Here is a 15575-nt window from a genome sequence, read left to right on the forward strand (position 1 = left end):
TAAATTAGGCAAAATTTACGCTTGATTTGTCATTGCGAGAATTTTGCGTTAGCAAAATTCGTGTCAATCTACGAATATGAAATTTGAGCTCAATGTTTTTGCAAAATTTATCAAATTTTGCAAAAATTTTATAAATCGTTCAATGCTAAATTTAGGTTGAATTTTGAATTTAAATTTTACTGGATTGCTTCGCTTTCTGCGAAAGCTCGCAATGACAGCAAATTTAGCGCAAAGAATTTTAAAGTCGTAGATTGCTTCGGCGATAAATCGCCTCGCAATGACAAATTAGAGGCAAATCAATTGCTTACTTGCATAACAAATTCGGCGCAGTGTCTGCCAAAACACAGCGATAACACAAAGCAAATTCTCCAAATTCCAAAAAGCCAAAATTTAACCCCTTTTTGCTAAAATGAGCGCAAAATCAAAGGAAATTTTATGAGCGAATTCACACATTTACACCTGCATACAGAATACTCATTGCTTGACGGGGCCAACAAAGTCAGCGAACTAGCCAAAATCCTAGCCGAGCGTGGCGCCAAAGCCTGCGCAATCACAGATCACGGCAATATGTTTGGGGCGATCGATTTTTACCAAACCATGCGCAAAAACGGCATAAAGCCGATAATCGGTATCGAAGCCTATATCCACAACCACGATGATATCGGAGATAAAAGCGACAAAAATCGCTTCCACCTAATTTTGCTAGCCAAAAACGAAATCGGTTACAAAAACCTAATGTATCTTAGCTCGCAAGCCTTTTTAAACGGATTTTACTACTACCCACGCATAAACAAAAAACTACTTCGCGAGCATAGCGAGGGGCTTGTTTGCTCATCTGCTTGTCTTGCGGGCGAGGTTGAGTTTCACCTAAATTTAAGCGAACGAAACCTAAAACGAGGCGCAGGCGGATACGAAGCCGCCAAAAAGGCCGCCGCAGAATACAAAGAGATTTTTGGCGATGATTTTTACCTAGAAATCATGCGACACGGTATCGGCGAGCAACTAAATGTCGAAAAAGATCTAATCCGCATAGCGCGCGAGCTTGATATCAAACTCATCGCCACAAACGACGCCCACTACGCCTACAAAGAGCGCGCCACAGCCCACGATGTGTATCAGTGCATAGCCATGGGCAAAACCATAAACGACGGAGATCGCCTAAAACATGTCGTAAGCGAATTTTATGTCAAATCAGATGAGGAAATGCAAAGGCTCTTTGCAGATATGCCAGAGGTCATCACAAATACGCAAGAAATAGTCGAAAAGTGCGATTTGCACTTTGCTTTCGAAGAAAAGGGCTACGCGCCCACACCGCCAAATTTCAAATTTACCCTCGAATACGCTAGCAAACACGGCCTAAGCCTGCCTGAGCCAGAGGCTAGATATAGCTTTGCCAATGATGATTTTTTGTTTGATTATCTATGCCGTGAGGGTTTGAAAGAGAGATTAAAATTTATTGATGAGGCAAAACACCAAATTTACGAAGAAAGATTAAACAAAGAGCTTGAAATCATAAAAAGCATGCACTTCTCAGGCTATATGATTATCGTGCAAGACTTCATCAACTGGGCCAAAGACCACGATATCCCAGTAGGACCCGGCCGTGGCTCTGCGGCTGGCTCGATTTGTGCGTATGCGCTTCGTATCACAGACCTAGATCCGATACCTTATAACCTGCTTTTCGAGCGATTCTTAAACCCTGCTCGTATCTCTATGCCAGATATTGATGTGGATTTTTGTCAAGCAAGGCGTGGCGAAGTAATTGATTATGTCATAAAGCAGTATGGCAAATACAATGTCGCCCAAGTAGCGACCTTTGGTAAATTGCTAGCTCGTGGCGTAATCCGTGATGTCGCCAGAGTATGTGATATGCCTCTCTCACAAGCTGACAAAATGGCAAAACTAATCCCAGAAGGTCCCGGCGTAACCCTAACTGGCGTCGGCGATCCAAGTAGTGATAAATACAAACCGGGTGCTTACGAGCAAGAGCCAAAAATCGCCGAGCTTTTGCAAAGCGACCCCACAGCCGCGCAGGTATGGGAGTTCGCGCTTCAATTAGAGGGCTTAAACCGCAACGCTGGCATGCACGCAGCAGGCGTGGTTATCTCAAACGAGGAGCTATGGCACAAGGCTCCACTTTTCAAGCAAGATAAAGGCGATGACGCGCGTATCGTCACGCAGTATATGAAAAACTACCTAGAAGATGTGGATCTCATCAAATTTGACTTTTTAGGGCTTAAAACTCTCGATGTCATCGACAGCGCGCTAAAACTCATAAAAAGGCGATATGATAAAGACATAATCTGGGAAAAAATAGATTTTAACGACCCTGCGACTTATAAAACAATCCAATCAGGCAACACGCTTGGAATTTTCCAAATCGAGGGCGCTGGCATGCAGGATTTAGCCGTAAATTTAAAGCCAGATAGATTTGAGGATATCATCGCGATGATTTCGCTATATCGCCCAGGTCCAATGGATCTAATCCCGCGCTTTATCGATATAAAACACGGACGCGAGGAAGCCTCGTATATGTTCCCGCAAATCAAGGAAATTTTAGAGCCGACTTATGGAATCATCGTCTATCAAGAGCAGGTCATGCAGCTAGTGCAAACTATCGGCGGATTTTCGCTTGGCGAAGCCGATTTGGTGCGTAGAGCCATGGGTAAAAAGGACGAAAAAAAGCTAGCTCACATGAGAGAGCAGTATTTAGAGGGTGCTAAGACAAACGGCTTTGATGTCGCTAAGGCAAACGAGCTATTTGATATGATTATGAAATTTGCCTCTTATGGATTTAACAAATCCCACGCGGCGGCTTATTCGATGATTACATTTCAAACAGCCTATCTTAAAACCTACTATCCAGCCGAATTTATGGCTGGTTTGCTCACATCAGAAGAGGGAAACACAGATAAAGTCGCCAAATACATAGACGAAGCCAAGCGCCTAGGAATCGGCCTTAAACAGCCCTCAATCAACCAAAGTTTGCGCGGATTTAGCGTAATCGACGACGAGGCAAGCGAATCAGGCCAGTCTATCATCTACGGACTTGGCGCGATTAAGGGCGTGGGTTCGGCTGCGATTGAAAATATCTTGGAGCTTCAAAACGAAAGGCTTTTTGAAAATATCGATGATTTTGCCACCAGAGTGGATAATTTCAAGGTCAATAAAAAGGTCATAGAGTCCCTAACCTACGGCGGCGCGATGGATTGTTTGGGTAAAACTAGGCTTGCGATTATCCAAAACATGGAAAATATCCTAGATGTGATGAAAAAAATCACAGAAATCAAAAAAGACGCTCAAAGCTCGCTATTTGGCGAAGATGAGGAGATGACCGAGGGGATAAAAGTAAGCTTCGTGGAAAATGCCGAGGAATTTGCGCAAAGTGAAATTTTAAAATTCGAGCAACAAACCGTGGGCGTGTATCTCTCAGGCCACCCGCTCGATGATTATAAAGAGCAAATGAGCGGTATAGATTACCTGCTCTCATCGCAATTTGGCGAGATTACGGGCGATAATGCCGAAATTTTAAGCGTTGGGCGGATTGAGGATATCACTACTCGTATCACAAAAACTGGCAAAAAAATGGGAATTTTGACCATTTTGGATTTGCACGGCTCGTATGAACTAGCCGTATTTGATAACACGCTAAAAACTATCGAAAATTTAAGCCCTGCTGAGCTTGAAAAACCATACGCTTTTATGATAAAAATCAGCAAAAGTGCCGCTGGCGAGGGAGCATATCAAGTTTCCTTCCTTTCAATGCTAAGCCTAGAAAACGCCAAAGACGCTGGGTTTAGACCGCGCTCTGGCGTATTTTTACAAGGAAATCCGCTCAAAGTTTTTGAAAGCGAAATTTCGCCTATCGCACACAGCAAATCGAGCGAATTTGATGAAATTTTGCAAAATGATGGCTCATCAATGAAGCTTTTGTGTATCGGCAAAATCGAAAGCGTAAATTCTCGCACCACAAAATCTGGCTCGCAAATGGCAAATTTAACCATACTCGATTTATCAGGAAGCTTCGAAGTCGCGGCATTTGGCGATGTGTGCGAAAGCGTGCTAGCCCTAAGCGATAGCGACCTAGAACGCCCGCTGGCATTTTGGGTAAGGCTTGCGAAAAACACAGGAACTTACGGCGGAAAATATCAAATTTACCTAGATGAAATTTTATCGCTCGATGAGGCGCGAAATATCGAAAACTACGCCCCTAGCGAAGCGAAGGCTTATGGCGGCTCTGCGCGCAAAGAGAGGCGAAATTTTAGCGATAATGGCTTTGAAAAGGGCGAAAACGCAGCACTTGTGGCCTTGCAACAAAGCAAAAAAGAGCGCGAAGAACAGCGCAAAAAGGCCGTGGATTTCGAGTTTGAAATAAGTGCTAGCGAGCTAAACCGCGACAAAATTCAAAAAATCTACTCCCTAGCCTTCAACGACAGGGATTTGAAAAACTCCAAACGGCTAATTTTGCGTGTGAGGTTTGAAAACGAGGTTTTGATCTATCCTACCGAATACATCGTCGGCGACGATTTTGGCGAGAAAGTGGGCGAAATTTTAGCTGCATGAAATTTCTGAAATTTACGAATTTTAAGAATTTGAAATTTAGCCCAAAATTTGGGCTAAATTTATTAAATTTGATTAAATTTGGCTACGAACGGGCAAATTCCACAATCGCGCGCGCAAGTTCAAGCGTAGCGTCAAGGAAAACCTTATCCGTCTCAATAAGTGGCAAAAACAGCGGAATCTCCGTGCAGCCAGCGATATAAACATCAGCGTCAATGCTATCTAACACGCTTTTAAAAAGCTCCACATATTCTGCGGTTTTGCCGGCTTTCACACCTTTGTAAATACAATCCATTAACTTAGCTTGATTTTCCTCGCCAAGCTCTACGCTGATTAATCCAGCATTCTCTAAGTGCTCATCATACACCCTAGCCTTTTTCGTGCCAGAAGTAGCTAAAACTGCGATTTTTTTGGCATTTGGATAGCGGGTTTGTATCGTGCTAACTGCATTTTTTGCGATATGGATTAGCGGCAAATCCACAGCCTCCAAAACCCTTAGCGCGAAATAATGCGCTGTATTGCAAACCATGACAAACGCCTCGCAACCTGCATTTTTAAGGCGAGTTGCGCTTTCGATTAGCTTTGGCGTAGGATCCTCGCCCTCGCCGAAAATGCACGCCGTCCTATCCTCGATTTGCGGATAGCTATCGATTAGAAGCGGGATATTTTCTTGATCGCTTCTAGCCCCCGTTAATTCTATCGTTTTTAGATACAAATCAGCACTTGCTAGCGGTCCCATACCGCCGATTACTCCGACTCTGCGCATTTAATTCTCCCATTTTGAGGCATCTAGTTTGCCCTCTGTTTTAGCCACATATAATGAAGCCACGACATCACCTGTAACATTCATAGATGTGCGCCCCATATCTAGTATCGCGTCAATGCCTAGTATCATACCATAAGCCACTGCCACGGTTCCAGTTACGCTGATACCTACTGATTCTAGTATCAAAAGTAGCATTAGCGCGCCAGCACCAGGCACGCCGGCTGTTCCGATAGCCGCTAGCATAGAAGTGATAATAATCGTAAAGTAGTTTTGAGCGGTTAGGTCGATACCGCACGCATTAGCGATAAAAAGCGTGCAAACGCCCAAATATACGGTCGTTCCGTTCATATTCACAGTCGCACCCACAGGCAAAACAAAGCCGTAGATTGATTTTGGAATTCCCATTTCCTCATCAGCCGTCCTCATTGTAATCGGAAGCGTGCCGTTCGAGCTTCTGGTAACAAACGCCGTAAGCATAGGCGCGCGGACTTTTTTTAAGAATTTCGCAGGATTTATGCCAATTAGCATACAAACCACGCAGTATATCGCAAACACCTGCACTGCAAGCCCCACATATAGCGCAATCGTAACGGTCAAAAGCGAGCTAATCGCGCCAATTCCAGCTTTGTTAAACACAACGAACATTAACGCAAAAACGCCGATTGGTGCATATTGCATAACCCAGCGGATAACCTTAAACATAATCTCGCTCATACCATCAAAAAACGCATACACAGTATCTGCACTGCGCGCAATGCGCTCATCGTCGCTACTTTTGCAATACGCTAGGCCAATTCCCACAAAAATACAAAATGCGATAATAGGCAAAATTTCGCCTTTAACGATAGCTTCAAATGGATTTGTAGGGATAATATTTAGCAGAATTTGGCTCATCGCAGGAGCGTTTGCGCTCTTTTCCACAGCTTTGGCAGCATCTAGCTCCAACCCACTACCAGGGCTGAAAATCAATCCGCACGCCAAACCTATCGCGATCGCAAACAGCGTCGTAATCGCGTAGAAAATTATCGTTTTGACGCCAACTTTACCAAGGTGAGCCGGATCAATCGAACTTGTGCCAATTATCAACGAGCAGACGATTACAGGCACCATAATCATTTTGAGCATTCGCACAAAAAGATCACCAAACGGCGTTAAAATCGATACCCAAGTGGTATCGCCAACGGTGGCATTTTGCGGTAAAATTATACCCAAAACCGAACCCAAAACAAGCGCAATCATTATGCGCCAAAGTAGGCTTGACTCAAAATACCATGCAAATATACCGCGCTTTTTAGGCGCATTAGCGTCACTTTGCGACATTTTTTCCCCTTTTAAATATAATGTTCTTACGATTTTACAATAAATTTGCATAGAACAAATTTAATTAGGGCTGAATTTATAACGAAAGGTTAAAATTTCGTTTGTTTTCTAAATTTTGCACCATAAATTTGGCGAATTTAAATCGGATAAGGCGGAATAATCCACCCAAGCGACGCTGATCACTGGATTTATGCGATTGAGCTTTACACAGATGATAAACTCGTAGCCAAAGCCTCGTTAGAACCAGTCGCAAGCAGGGGATTTTTGAGCGCAAGACTAAATCTAAAAGATATCAAAACCCTAAAAGCAATCTCTCGCTGTAACCTGCACGGAAATTTTACATTTTCGATAAATTTATAACCACTAAGCCCCAAATTCGGGGCTTTGAATTTTATTTTTTAATTTTATATAATCGTTTTTAAAAAGCTTATAAAAAAGGCTGAAATTGTGTGGTGGTGGGCTCACCAGGACTCGAACCTGGGACCATCCGGTTATGAGCCGGATGCTCTAACCAACTGAGCTATGAGCCCGATTGAATAAATTGGATAAGCTGTAATTTTACAAAAAATTTCTTAAATTTGAGTTAAAGCGCAAAATTTCGCCAAACGCCAAATTTCTTTGCCATGCAATATGCAATCCAACCTGCACACGCAAATTTTAGCGCCAAATCACGATACATTACAACGCAAGAACCGCACGCATTTCGGCGCAGTATAATTCACGCAATCCACGCTTAAAAATATCGCACAAATTTCGGCGCAGTATTAGCCCAAACCAAAATCAAGCGCAAAGCAAATTTCGGCGCAATGTTTAAAATCGCAAGAATATTTAACAAAATTTAACAACAAATTTTAAGGATTAAATTTAAAATTCCCTGCTAAATTCGGCAAATTTAACAAATTTCGCAAATTCGCCAAATTTAATCAGGGAGGGAAGAATTATTTGTTTGCTTTTTCGATATATTCGCCACGCACGGTATCTACGCGGATAACCTCGCCTTCAAGCACATGAAATGGGATTTGCACGACCGCGCCAGTTTCAAGGGTCGCTGGTTTTTTGTTGCTTCCTTGTGTATCGCCACGGAAATTTGGCGCAGTTTCGACGATTTTTAGCTCGACTACTTGCGGAACTTCCACGCCAATCGCTTTGCCGTTGTAAAACATAATGCTAACCATCATGCCATCGAGCATCCATTTTTTCGCCTCGCCCACATCCTCGTCAGCGATTGCCACTTGCTCGTAGCTCTCTGTGTCCATGAATTGGCAATACTCGCCGTCATCATAAAGGTATTGCATATCTTTTTGCTCTAAATTTGGCTCCTCGCATTTATCGCCTGCGTGGAAAGTTTTTTCCAAAACCTTACCGTCGATGAAGGATTTTAGTTTCGCGCGCACGAAAGCCGCACCCTTGCCCGGTTTTACATGTTGATACTCTACGATTTTAAACGGAATTCCATCAACTTCGATTTTAAGACCTTTTTTCAAATCGCCCATTGAATAAGCCATTTTTTCTCCTTAGTTTGGTTGCATAAAACTGCGATTATACTAAATTTAGCTTTAAATTTAGCCAAATTTAATCAAAGTAAAATTTTAAAATCCTCAGTATCAAAAAGCAAAATTCTATCATTTTTGATTTTTTCTAGCTCGCCTGAGAACCCAGATTTCGAAAACAGCGCCACCATATCGGGCGCAAGCGCGGAATTTTCGCACTTTACGAGCAGTTCGTTTAGGACATTTTTTGAGATTTTGCGCTCTTTGTATTTGCACTCGCCCACGATTAAAAACCCCTCAAATTTCGCGAAAATATCAATCTCGCTATTTTTATCCCAATAACTCGAAATTTGCGAAATGTCGATATTTAGGTAGTTCGCGAGCAGTTCGCGGCAGAGTATCTCATAGCCAAAACTGGCGTAATTATCGAAATCCTCCCTAATCTCGCCGATGACTTTTTCGTATTCGCCCTGCGCCAAAATTTGCAAATTTGGCTCGATAAACCTGAACCAAAACCGCGAGAAATTATCGTTAAAATGGACTTTGTCTGTGATTTGATAGCGTCTTAAAATTCGTGGTAATTTATCATTTTTATGCAGTTTTACAGGGCGTTTTTCGTGCGATTTTTCTAAATTTAAAAACCCAGCTTCTAGCAAAATTTGCGTGATTTTTTGCGCGGTGAAACGGGGCAGTATCTTTGCGACACCGATTTTTTTGCGATCTGATCTAGCGAATTTCATCAACGCCTGTTTTAGCTCTTTTTCATACTCGCCGCCGAAACTAAACCTCTCGCCAATCTCCCTAAAATTCGGCAAAATTTCAGCCTCTATCGCGCTAAATACATCGTCATATTTCGCGCAAATATCAAAAGCATCGAATACGAAGTGGAATTTCAAAATTTCACCCAGTTCTAAATGGCTAAATTTGCTAGCCGTCTGTTTTAACCCTAGAATTTCACCCCTCCTAAAACGGCTAATTTTAGCAAGTTTAGGTATAATTTACAAAATTTTGGAGTAAAAAATGCAAATCGAAAAAATAAAAAATGATTTAATACTAAAAGAGGGGCTCAAATACTTCGATTTCGCCGCGTCCGGGCTAGCGTGCAATAGCATCGAGCGCGAAATCGAGCGGGTTTTGCGCACTTATGCCAACACACACTCTCTTGGCGGCGAAAACGCCCACACCACGAGCGAATACTACGAAAACGCGCGCGCCAAAATCAAAGAAATGCTAGGCTGTGCGGGCAGATACTACCTCATCTCGTGCGGATTTGGCGCGACAGCCGCGATTAAGAAGCTATGGGAAATTTTAGGCATTTACCTGCCACCAAATACCAAAAAACGGCTAAATTTGACAAATTTCGCCACAAATGAGCGCGCGAAATTTCCATTAATCGTGATTTCACCATACGAACACCACTCGGTCGAAATCAGCCTGCGTCAGGCTCTGTGCGAACTCGTGCGCGTGCCACTGGGTGCAGACGGGCTTATAGATTTTGGCAAATTAAATGAAATTTTAGGCGCAAATAAAGGGCGCGAAATTTATGGCGTATTTAGCGCGTGTTCGAACGCCACTGGGATTTTAGTCGATTATAAGCGGGTGTTTTTGGCGCTGAAAATGCACGGCGCGAAACTTTTCATCGACGCTAGCGCGCTTGTGGCGCATGATAATGTGGATTTGGGCTTTTGCGACGGGCTGTTTTTTGGCGCACACAAATTAATCGGCGGAGTGGGTGCGTGCGGGATTTTGGCACTGAAAAAAGAGTTTTTAGAAGGCGCGGAGCCCACATTTGCGGGCGGTGGCGCGGTAAAATACGCTGATTTTAGCACGCAAAGCTTCATCATCGACAAAGAGAGGCTAGAAGAGCCGGGCACGCCCGGGATTACGGCGCTCATTAGGGCGTATTTGGCGCTGGATTTGCGCCGCAAGGTGGGATTTACGGCGATAAAAGAGCGAGAAAGCGCACTAAATGCGAAATTTATCGATGAAATTTCAAAAATCAAAGAGATTAAAATTTACGGAAATTTAAGCGCGCCAAGGGTGCCGATTTTCGCCTTTAATATGCAAAATTTAGCCTCTGACGCCCTAGCCTCCGTGCTTAGCTCGAAATTCGAAATCCAAACGCGCTCTGGGTGCGACTGCGCAGCGCCGTATGGATTTGATCTGACAGGACTTGCGCCAGATCCCGTAAATCAGACCAAACCAAGCTGGGTGCGAGCAAGCTTCTCGTGGGTCAATGACGAGGACGATATCGCCTACCTCGCCCACGCGCTCAAAGAAATCGTCAAAATCCGCACAAAGATAAATTTCGTAAGCGGAAAATATCGTTGCTAAATTTCGCCTCCTGCAAGGTAAAAATACTGCGCCAAATTTGAAATAATGATAAATAAAGGATAAAAAAACGATGAAATTTGATAAAAATATAAAATTCGGTGGGCAAGGATGCTCACCCTAAGGTGCTGCAATATAGGAAGGATAACCGTTGAATAATAGCATTATTAGAAATATGACAAAAAAAGAGCAACTATTAATTAAAGTATTGCTTAAAAATAAACTAGATGATTATAAGGATATTTATTTCAAATACTCAAATAAGGTAGTTGAATGGGGCGATTGTAGTGGTAGTTTTGATTTTGTTTATGAACAAGAAATTGATCCAAAAAGCAATCGTTCATCAATAATTTCGGAAATTCGTTTTTATGATGTCGATGAAATTGTATGCGAAGCAATATTATTGGGATATATCAATAAACAGTGTTTATATTGTATTGATATAGTAAAACTAGACGAAACTGGTTTATTGATTCAATTACCAACAAATGAAAACGAATTTTTCATACCGGAATAGGATTTAAATATGATTACTGAAATTTATATAAAAATTTTAAATGAAGATTTGTTGGTTTGGCGACCAGTTAAAGCTAAGCTTATAAAAGAAAATATTTTTAAAATAATTGACAAAAGAGATTTTGTAAATGATTTTGATGAAAATTTAGAATTTATTTTTGACGATACAGTTGAGTGCTATTGTAAAAATGGGGAATATTATGCAAACAAACGCTTTTTATTATCCGAATAATTTTGTATTTCTAAGAACTAGTATCGTAGGGTGGGCATCCTTGCCCACCACAATCATAAATAAAGAATAAAAAATGATAAAATTCTCGGCGCAGTATCCCAAAATTTGCGAAGCGAAATTTGGCGAAATTTAAATCACAAAATCACAACCAAAAACAAAATCCCCACGATAATGCGATAAATTCCAAACGGGATAAAGTCAAATTTGCTAACAAAGCTCAAAAATAGCTTGATTGCGATTAGCGCGACCACGAAGGCAACCGCGCCACCAAGCAGAAAAATCCAAATATTTTGCGAATTTTGCGCGAAGGTGTCAAGGTTTTTGTAAGTATCATACAAAGTCGCCGCAAACATCGTAGGAATCGCTAGCAAAAAGCTAAACCTGGCGGCTAAATTTCGGCTAAGCCCACAAAGAAGCCCAGCGATAATAGTCGCTCCCGATCTAGAAGTGCCCGGCACCATAGCAAAACACTGCGAAAGCCCGATTATAAAGGCTTGTTTGTATGAAATTTCGCTGAAATGTTCGCTCTGGCTCACAGGCGGATTTTTCTTTCGCAAAAGCTCGACCATGATAAAAATCACGCCCCAAATGACAAGCATATACGCAGTCGTGGCGGGCGAAAATAGCGATTTTATCGTCTTATACATCAAAAAGCCGATGATTGCTGTGGGGAAAAATCCGACCATTAACTTAACCCAAAGCGAAAAATCCTGCTTCAAGCGCTCGAAAAACATAAAAACTACCGCTAAAATCGAGCCTAGCTGAATTACGACTTCAAAGCATTTAAGCGTATCAGTTTGCTCCAAGCCCAAAAAATGCGACGCCAAAATCATGTGTCCGGTCGAGCTTACGGGCAAAAACTCGGTCAGCCCCTCGACAACGCCTAAAATTATCGCACTAATTATATCCATTGATTATGCCTTGTAAATTTTTTATGTTTTGCGAAATGGTTTTTGGTCTGTAAATCGCACTCACAAGCGCGATATAATCAGCGTTTAGCTCCAAAATTTGAGCTAAATTTTGCTCGCTAATCCCGCCAATTATCGCAACTGGGATTTCAAGCTCACGCTTTGCCATTTGCACGATTTCGTGCGGGCAGAGCGGGGCTTCTTTTTTGGTGGAGCTTGCAAACATCGCCCCAAATGCAGCGTAACTCGCACCGCAGCTTTGGGCAATTTTGGCCCGTTTTATGTCGCTATAACATGTCACGCCGATGATTGAGTCTGCGCCCAAAATTTCACGCGCGCTGGCGGGATCTGCGTCATCTATGCCGATATGCACGCCGTGAGCGTGGAGTTTTTTCGCCAAAGCGACATTATCATTGATGATTAGCTTCGCGCCGTAATCCTCGCAAAGCGAAATTAGCGAGGCGATGAGAGTTTCGTCTTGGCGTGGGAGTTTGGAGCGATACTGCACGAGTTTGACGCCACTATCTAAAATTTCACGCACCTGCGAAAAAACGCTAGAATTTGGCGTCAAAACATCATCGGTAAGGGCGTAAATTTCACTCATTGATTGACATTTCTATCGTTGGTTTGTTTGGGGTTGGCTCTTCGGTTTTAGACGCAGGTTGCTCTGCACTAGGCTCTTTTTTAGGCTCACTTTGTTTGGCTTTTGGCTCATCTTTTATGCCAAAGGCACATTTGCTTACCTTTGAATATTTTTTGCCAAAAAACCCTTTTTCGCCCTCAATCGCCAAAACGCTAGCCTTCACAAACGCCTCTTTATCGTCGTTTTTAGGCATAGCAAGTCCAGCCCTTACCAAATCTAGCCCCAAATTTGACTTTTCGGTGCTGATATCGCAAATCAGCTCGTTTTTGCCCTCGGCTCTGATTTTTATGAAATATCGCTGGGTTGGGACGAGAAATTTTTCAATCATATTTTTTTGATCTTTTTTGAAAGTTTTTAAATCTTTTTTGTCTTTGATACATTTAGCGACTTGCTTTTCGCTAATTAGCGTAACTTCGCTAAATTTGCACATTAGCCTTGTCTTGCCCCGTTTAAAAAGCAATCTATCCTCGTCTTGGACGAAGCCTAGGAATTTCGCTACGATAAAATCATCATTTCTCGCACACGCACTCGTAACCAAAAGCGATAAAAATATAAAAATCAGTTTTTTCATAAAAGCCCTTTAAATAGAAAAAAGCGCAAAATTTAAAAGGCTAAATTTTGCGCCAAATTTGGATTATTTTAGGTTGTATTTTTCTAAAAGTTTGTCGTATGAGCCATCTTTCTTCATCTCGTCGATTGCTTTGTTGAATTTCTCCACAAGCTCAGGATACTTGCCCTTATCGAAAGCAAAGGCAAATCCGTCGCTTCCGTCAGACTCTCTCATAAACTCCACGATATCGTCGTTTTTCTTCAAATACTCCACGCCCACAGATGAATCCACGCAAAGCGCATCGACCTTTTTGTTTTTTACTAGTAGCACGCCAGCAAACACGGTTTCTGCTGGATTGACATCTGCGCTAGGAATTTCGCGGATTGCGTTTTCTTGGATTGTGCCAAGTTGCGCTGTTAGGCGTTTGCCTTTAAGATCGTCTTTGGTTTTTAGGCTATCGTCGTCTTTGTGTTTGATATATAAATTTTCAACCTCATAGTATGAATTTGTGAAATCCACAGCGTTTCTTCTCTCTGCTGTCGCGCTCATACCTGATCCTGCTAGATCGATTTTGCCGCTTTTTAGCGCTGGGATTAAGCCGTCAAAGCTCATATTTAAAATTTCGATTTTCAAATCGGCTCTTTTTGAAATTTCATTTACCAAATCAATATCAAATCCAGTGATAGTTGAGTTTTCATCTACGAACTCAAATGGCGGATATTCGGCGTTTGTGCCCATTACATAGACATCTTTTGCACAAGCAATTGAGCCAACCAAGCTAGCTGCCAACATAAATTTAAGAAATTTTTTCATTTCTGCTCCTTTTAATGGTTTAAAATTTTGTTTAAAAAGTCTTTTAAGCGCGGATTTTGCGGATTTTCAAAAACATTTTTAGGCGTATCATCGACTAAAATATTTCCGCCGTCCATAAAAAATATTCTATTTGCCACATTGCGCGCAAAGCCCATTTCATGGGTTACGACAAGCATTGTAATGCCCTCTTTGGCAACCTCTTTCATAAGAGCTAAAACCTCACCTATCATCTCAGGATCTAGCGCGCTCGTAGGCTCGTCGAAGAGTATCACATCTGGGTTCATCGCTAGGCTTCTAGCGATTGCGATGCGTTGTTTTTGACCGCCTGAGAGTTTGTGCGGGAAAGCCTCCGCCTTGCTTTCCAAACCCACTTTTCGCAAAAGCTCCATTGCCTTTTCTTTGGCTTTTTCTGGGGTATAAATTCCAGCTTTTACCGGGGCTAGGGTTAAATTTTGCAAAACATTTTTATTCGCAAAAAGGTTAAAATGCTGAAAAACCATGCTGACTTTTTGGCGAATTTTATTGATATCGGTTTTTTTATCGGTAATGTCTGCGCCACCGATTTTGATACTGCCCTCGCTTGGGGTTTCGAGCAAATTTAAACATCTCAAAAATGTCGATTTTCCACTCCCACTAGGTCCGATGATTGCGACAATATCGCCTTTATTTATGGTTTTTGAAATGTTTTTCAAAACACAAAGCTCGCCATAATTTTTGCTTAAATTTGAAATTTCAATCATGTCTATTTAGCCTTGATTCTAAAATTTTAACCAAAAGCGAGAAAAATTTCACACTCGCATAATAAATCACACCCGCGAAAAGTATCGGCTGAACCGTATATAGCGAGGCTTGCAGGCTTTTTGAATAAAATGTCAAATCCGTAATCGCTACAAGTCCCACGACCGAAGTTTCTTTAAAAAGGCTGATAAATTCGTTTGCCAAAGCTGGCAAGATATTTTTTATCGCTTGCGGGAAAACAATGACTTTCATCGCTGTCGAATACGACAGACCCATAGCGCGCGCAGCCTCCATTTGACCGCGATCGACGCTGTTTATTCCACTACGGACGATCTCGCACACATAGGCCGAGCTGTTAAGACCTAACGCTACGATTGCGGCGAAAATGTTGTTTTGCCAGGTCGCAAAAACGACAAAAACAAAAATCATAAGCTGTATGATTATCGGCGTGCCGCGGATGATATCGACATACTCGTCGATAATAAAATTTAAAATTTTATTATCCAAAAATTTCAAAAACGCCAAAATAAATCCCAAAACTATACCAAGCGCGATACCGCCACTTGTGAGTATTAGCGTAACGCCATAAGCATTTACAAGCGCCATTTTGCGCGCGTCTGTTAAGTTATCTGGATAGCAAAAATAAATTCCTGCGCAGATGATAATCAACGAAAAAACAATCTTTAAAATTCTCTCGTTCAATCCCCA

At 42.0% G+C, this 15575-nt stretch carries 15 protein-coding genes and 1 tRNA gene; 5 read left to right on the top strand and 11 right to left on the bottom strand.

The window, feature by feature from the left end:
* Window positions 1-435 precede the first annotated feature (435 nt).
* Window positions 436-4563 (top strand): DNA polymerase III subunit alpha, encoded by a 4128-nt coding sequence (gene dnaE / locus PF027_RS06805; protein WP_270877251.1) that lies wholly within the window; start codon window positions 436-438, stop codon window positions 4561-4563.
* 82 nt (window positions 4564-4645) lie between these two features.
* Here dnaE and PF027_RS06810 read toward each other — a convergent pair whose 3' ends face one another.
* Together PF027_RS06810 and PF027_RS06815 are read right to left on the bottom strand one after the other, a co-directional pair.
* Window positions 4646-5326, bottom strand: a complete 681-nt coding sequence (locus PF027_RS06810; protein WP_270872694.1) for an aspartate/glutamate racemase family protein — start codon at window positions 5324-5326, stop codon at window positions 4646-4648.
* Window positions 5327-6646 carry a dicarboxylate/amino acid:cation symporter gene (locus PF027_RS06815; protein WP_270877252.1) on the bottom strand — a complete coding sequence of 440 codons (1320 nt, stop codon included), beginning with the start codon at window positions 6644-6646 and terminating at the stop codon, window positions 5327-5329.
* Window positions 6647-6841: 195 nt separating this feature from the next.
* Here PF027_RS06815 and PF027_RS06820 point away from each other — a divergent pair, with 195 nt between their 5' ends.
* On the top strand, window positions 6842-7006 hold the full coding sequence (locus PF027_RS06820) for a hypothetical protein (RefSeq protein WP_270877382.1): 165 nt from the start codon (window positions 6842-6844) through the stop codon (window positions 7004-7006).
* A gap of 93 nt (window positions 7007-7099) precedes the next feature.
* On the opposite strand, the gene PF027_RS06825 is transcribed toward PF027_RS06820, so the two are convergent.
* From PF027_RS06825 to PF027_RS06835, 3 genes are all read right to left on the bottom strand, one after another.
* Window positions 7100-7176 (bottom strand) — tRNA-Ile (locus PF027_RS06825).
* Between the two features lie 408 nt (window positions 7177-7584).
* Window positions 7585-8151, bottom strand: coding sequence for an elongation factor P (efp, locus tag PF027_RS06830; protein WP_270859759.1), 567 nt, complete (start codon window positions 8149-8151; stop codon window positions 7585-7587).
* 71 nt (window positions 8152-8222) lie between these two features.
* Window positions 8223-9032, bottom strand: a complete 810-nt coding sequence (locus tag PF027_RS06835; protein ID WP_270872696.1) for a DUF234 domain-containing protein — start codon at window positions 9030-9032, stop codon at window positions 8223-8225.
* A gap of 124 nt (window positions 9033-9156) precedes the next feature.
* Here PF027_RS06835 and PF027_RS06840 point away from each other — a divergent pair, with 124 nt between their 5' ends.
* The 3 genes from PF027_RS06840 (at window position 9157) to PF027_RS06850 (ending at window position 11215) form a co-directional block, all read left to right on the top strand.
* Window positions 9157-10470, top strand: coding sequence for an aminotransferase class V-fold PLP-dependent enzyme (locus tag PF027_RS06840; RefSeq protein ID WP_270872697.1), 1314 nt, complete (start codon window positions 9157-9159; stop codon window positions 10468-10470).
* A 148-nt stretch (window positions 10471-10618) separates the two neighbouring features.
* Window positions 10619-10984 (top strand): DUF6984 family protein, encoded by a 366-nt coding sequence (locus PF027_RS06845; protein ID WP_270871492.1) that lies wholly within the window; start codon window positions 10619-10621, stop codon window positions 10982-10984.
* Between the two features lie 9 nt (window positions 10985-10993).
* The gene (locus PF027_RS06850; RefSeq protein WP_270872698.1) at window positions 10994-11215 is read left to right on the top strand and encodes a hypothetical protein; all 222 of its coding nucleotides are present in this window, start codon (window positions 10994-10996) and stop codon (window positions 11213-11215) included.
* A 134-nt stretch (window positions 11216-11349) separates the two neighbouring features.
* Here PF027_RS06850 and PF027_RS06855 read toward each other — a convergent pair whose 3' ends face one another.
* The 6 genes from PF027_RS06855 to PF027_RS06880 form a co-directional block, all read right to left on the bottom strand.
* On the bottom strand, window positions 11350-12126 hold the full coding sequence (locus PF027_RS06855; protein WP_270872699.1) for an undecaprenyl-diphosphate phosphatase: 777 nt from the start codon (window positions 12124-12126) through the stop codon (window positions 11350-11352).
* Entirely contained in the window at window positions 12113-12727 is a 615-nt protein-coding gene (thiE, locus tag PF027_RS06860) for a thiamine phosphate synthase (RefSeq protein ID WP_270872700.1), read from the bottom strand. The genes PF027_RS06855 and thiE overlap by 14 nt, the downstream gene beginning before the upstream one ends.
* On the bottom strand, window positions 12720-13337 hold the full coding sequence (locus PF027_RS06865; RefSeq protein WP_270872701.1) for a hypothetical protein: 618 nt from the start codon (window positions 13335-13337) through the stop codon (window positions 12720-12722). The genes thiE and PF027_RS06865 overlap by 8 nt, the downstream gene beginning before the upstream one ends.
* A gap of 63 nt (window positions 13338-13400) precedes the next feature.
* On the bottom strand, window positions 13401-14129 hold the full coding sequence (locus PF027_RS06870; RefSeq protein ID WP_270862778.1) for a basic amino acid ABC transporter substrate-binding protein: 729 nt from the start codon (window positions 14127-14129) through the stop codon (window positions 13401-13403).
* A gap of 11 nt (window positions 14130-14140) precedes the next feature.
* On the bottom strand, window positions 14141-14869 hold the full coding sequence (locus PF027_RS06875) for an amino acid ABC transporter ATP-binding protein (RefSeq protein ID WP_270870051.1): 729 nt from the start codon (window positions 14867-14869) through the stop codon (window positions 14141-14143).
* On the bottom strand, window positions 14862-15569 hold the full coding sequence (locus tag PF027_RS06880; RefSeq protein ID WP_270859767.1) for an amino acid ABC transporter permease: 708 nt from the start codon (window positions 15567-15569) through the stop codon (window positions 14862-14864). Before PF027_RS06880 ends, PF027_RS06875 begins: the two co-directional genes overlap by 8 nt.
* Window positions 15570-15575: the final 6 nt, after the last annotated feature.

It is taken from the genome of Campylobacter sp. VBCF_01 NA2 (assembly GCF_027797205.1).
Taxonomy (GTDB): Bacteria; Campylobacterota; Campylobacteria; order Campylobacterales; family Campylobacteraceae; genus Campylobacter_B.

Coding starts and splice junctions, on each gene's coding strand:
- dnaE (WP_270877251.1), top strand. CDS start 436: ATGAGCGAATTCACACATTTACACCTGCATACAGAATACTCATTGCTT.
- PF027_RS06810 (WP_270872694.1), bottom strand. CDS start 5,326: ATGCGCAGAGTCGGAGTAATCGGCGGTATGGGACCGCTAGCAAGTGCT.
- PF027_RS06815 (WP_270877252.1), bottom strand. CDS start 6,646: ATGTCGCAAAGTGACGCTAATGCGCCTAAAAAGCGCGGTATATTTGCA.
- efp (WP_270859759.1), bottom strand. CDS start 8,151: ATGGCTTATTCAATGGGCGATTTGAAAAAAGGTCTTAAAATCGAAGTT.
- PF027_RS06840 (WP_270872697.1), top strand. CDS start 9,157: ATGCAAATCGAAAAAATAAAAAATGATTTAATACTAAAAGAGGGGCTC.
- PF027_RS06850 (WP_270872698.1), top strand. CDS start 10,994: ATGATTACTGAAATTTATATAAAAATTTTAAATGAAGATTTGTTGGTT.
- PF027_RS06855 (WP_270872699.1), bottom strand. CDS start 12,126: ATGGATATAATTAGTGCGATAATTTTAGGCGTTGTCGAGGGGCTGACC.
- thiE (WP_270872700.1), bottom strand. CDS start 12,727: ATGAGTGAAATTTACGCCCTTACCGATGATGTTTTGACGCCAAATTCT.
- PF027_RS06865 (WP_270872701.1), bottom strand. CDS start 13,337: ATGAAAAAACTGATTTTTATATTTTTATCGCTTTTGGTTACGAGTGCG.
- PF027_RS06870 (WP_270862778.1), bottom strand. CDS start 14,129: ATGAAAAAATTTCTTAAATTTATGTTGGCAGCTAGCTTGGTTGGCTCA.
- PF027_RS06875 (WP_270870051.1), bottom strand. CDS start 14,869: ATGATTGAAATTTCAAATTTAAGCAAAAATTATGGCGAGCTTTGTGTT.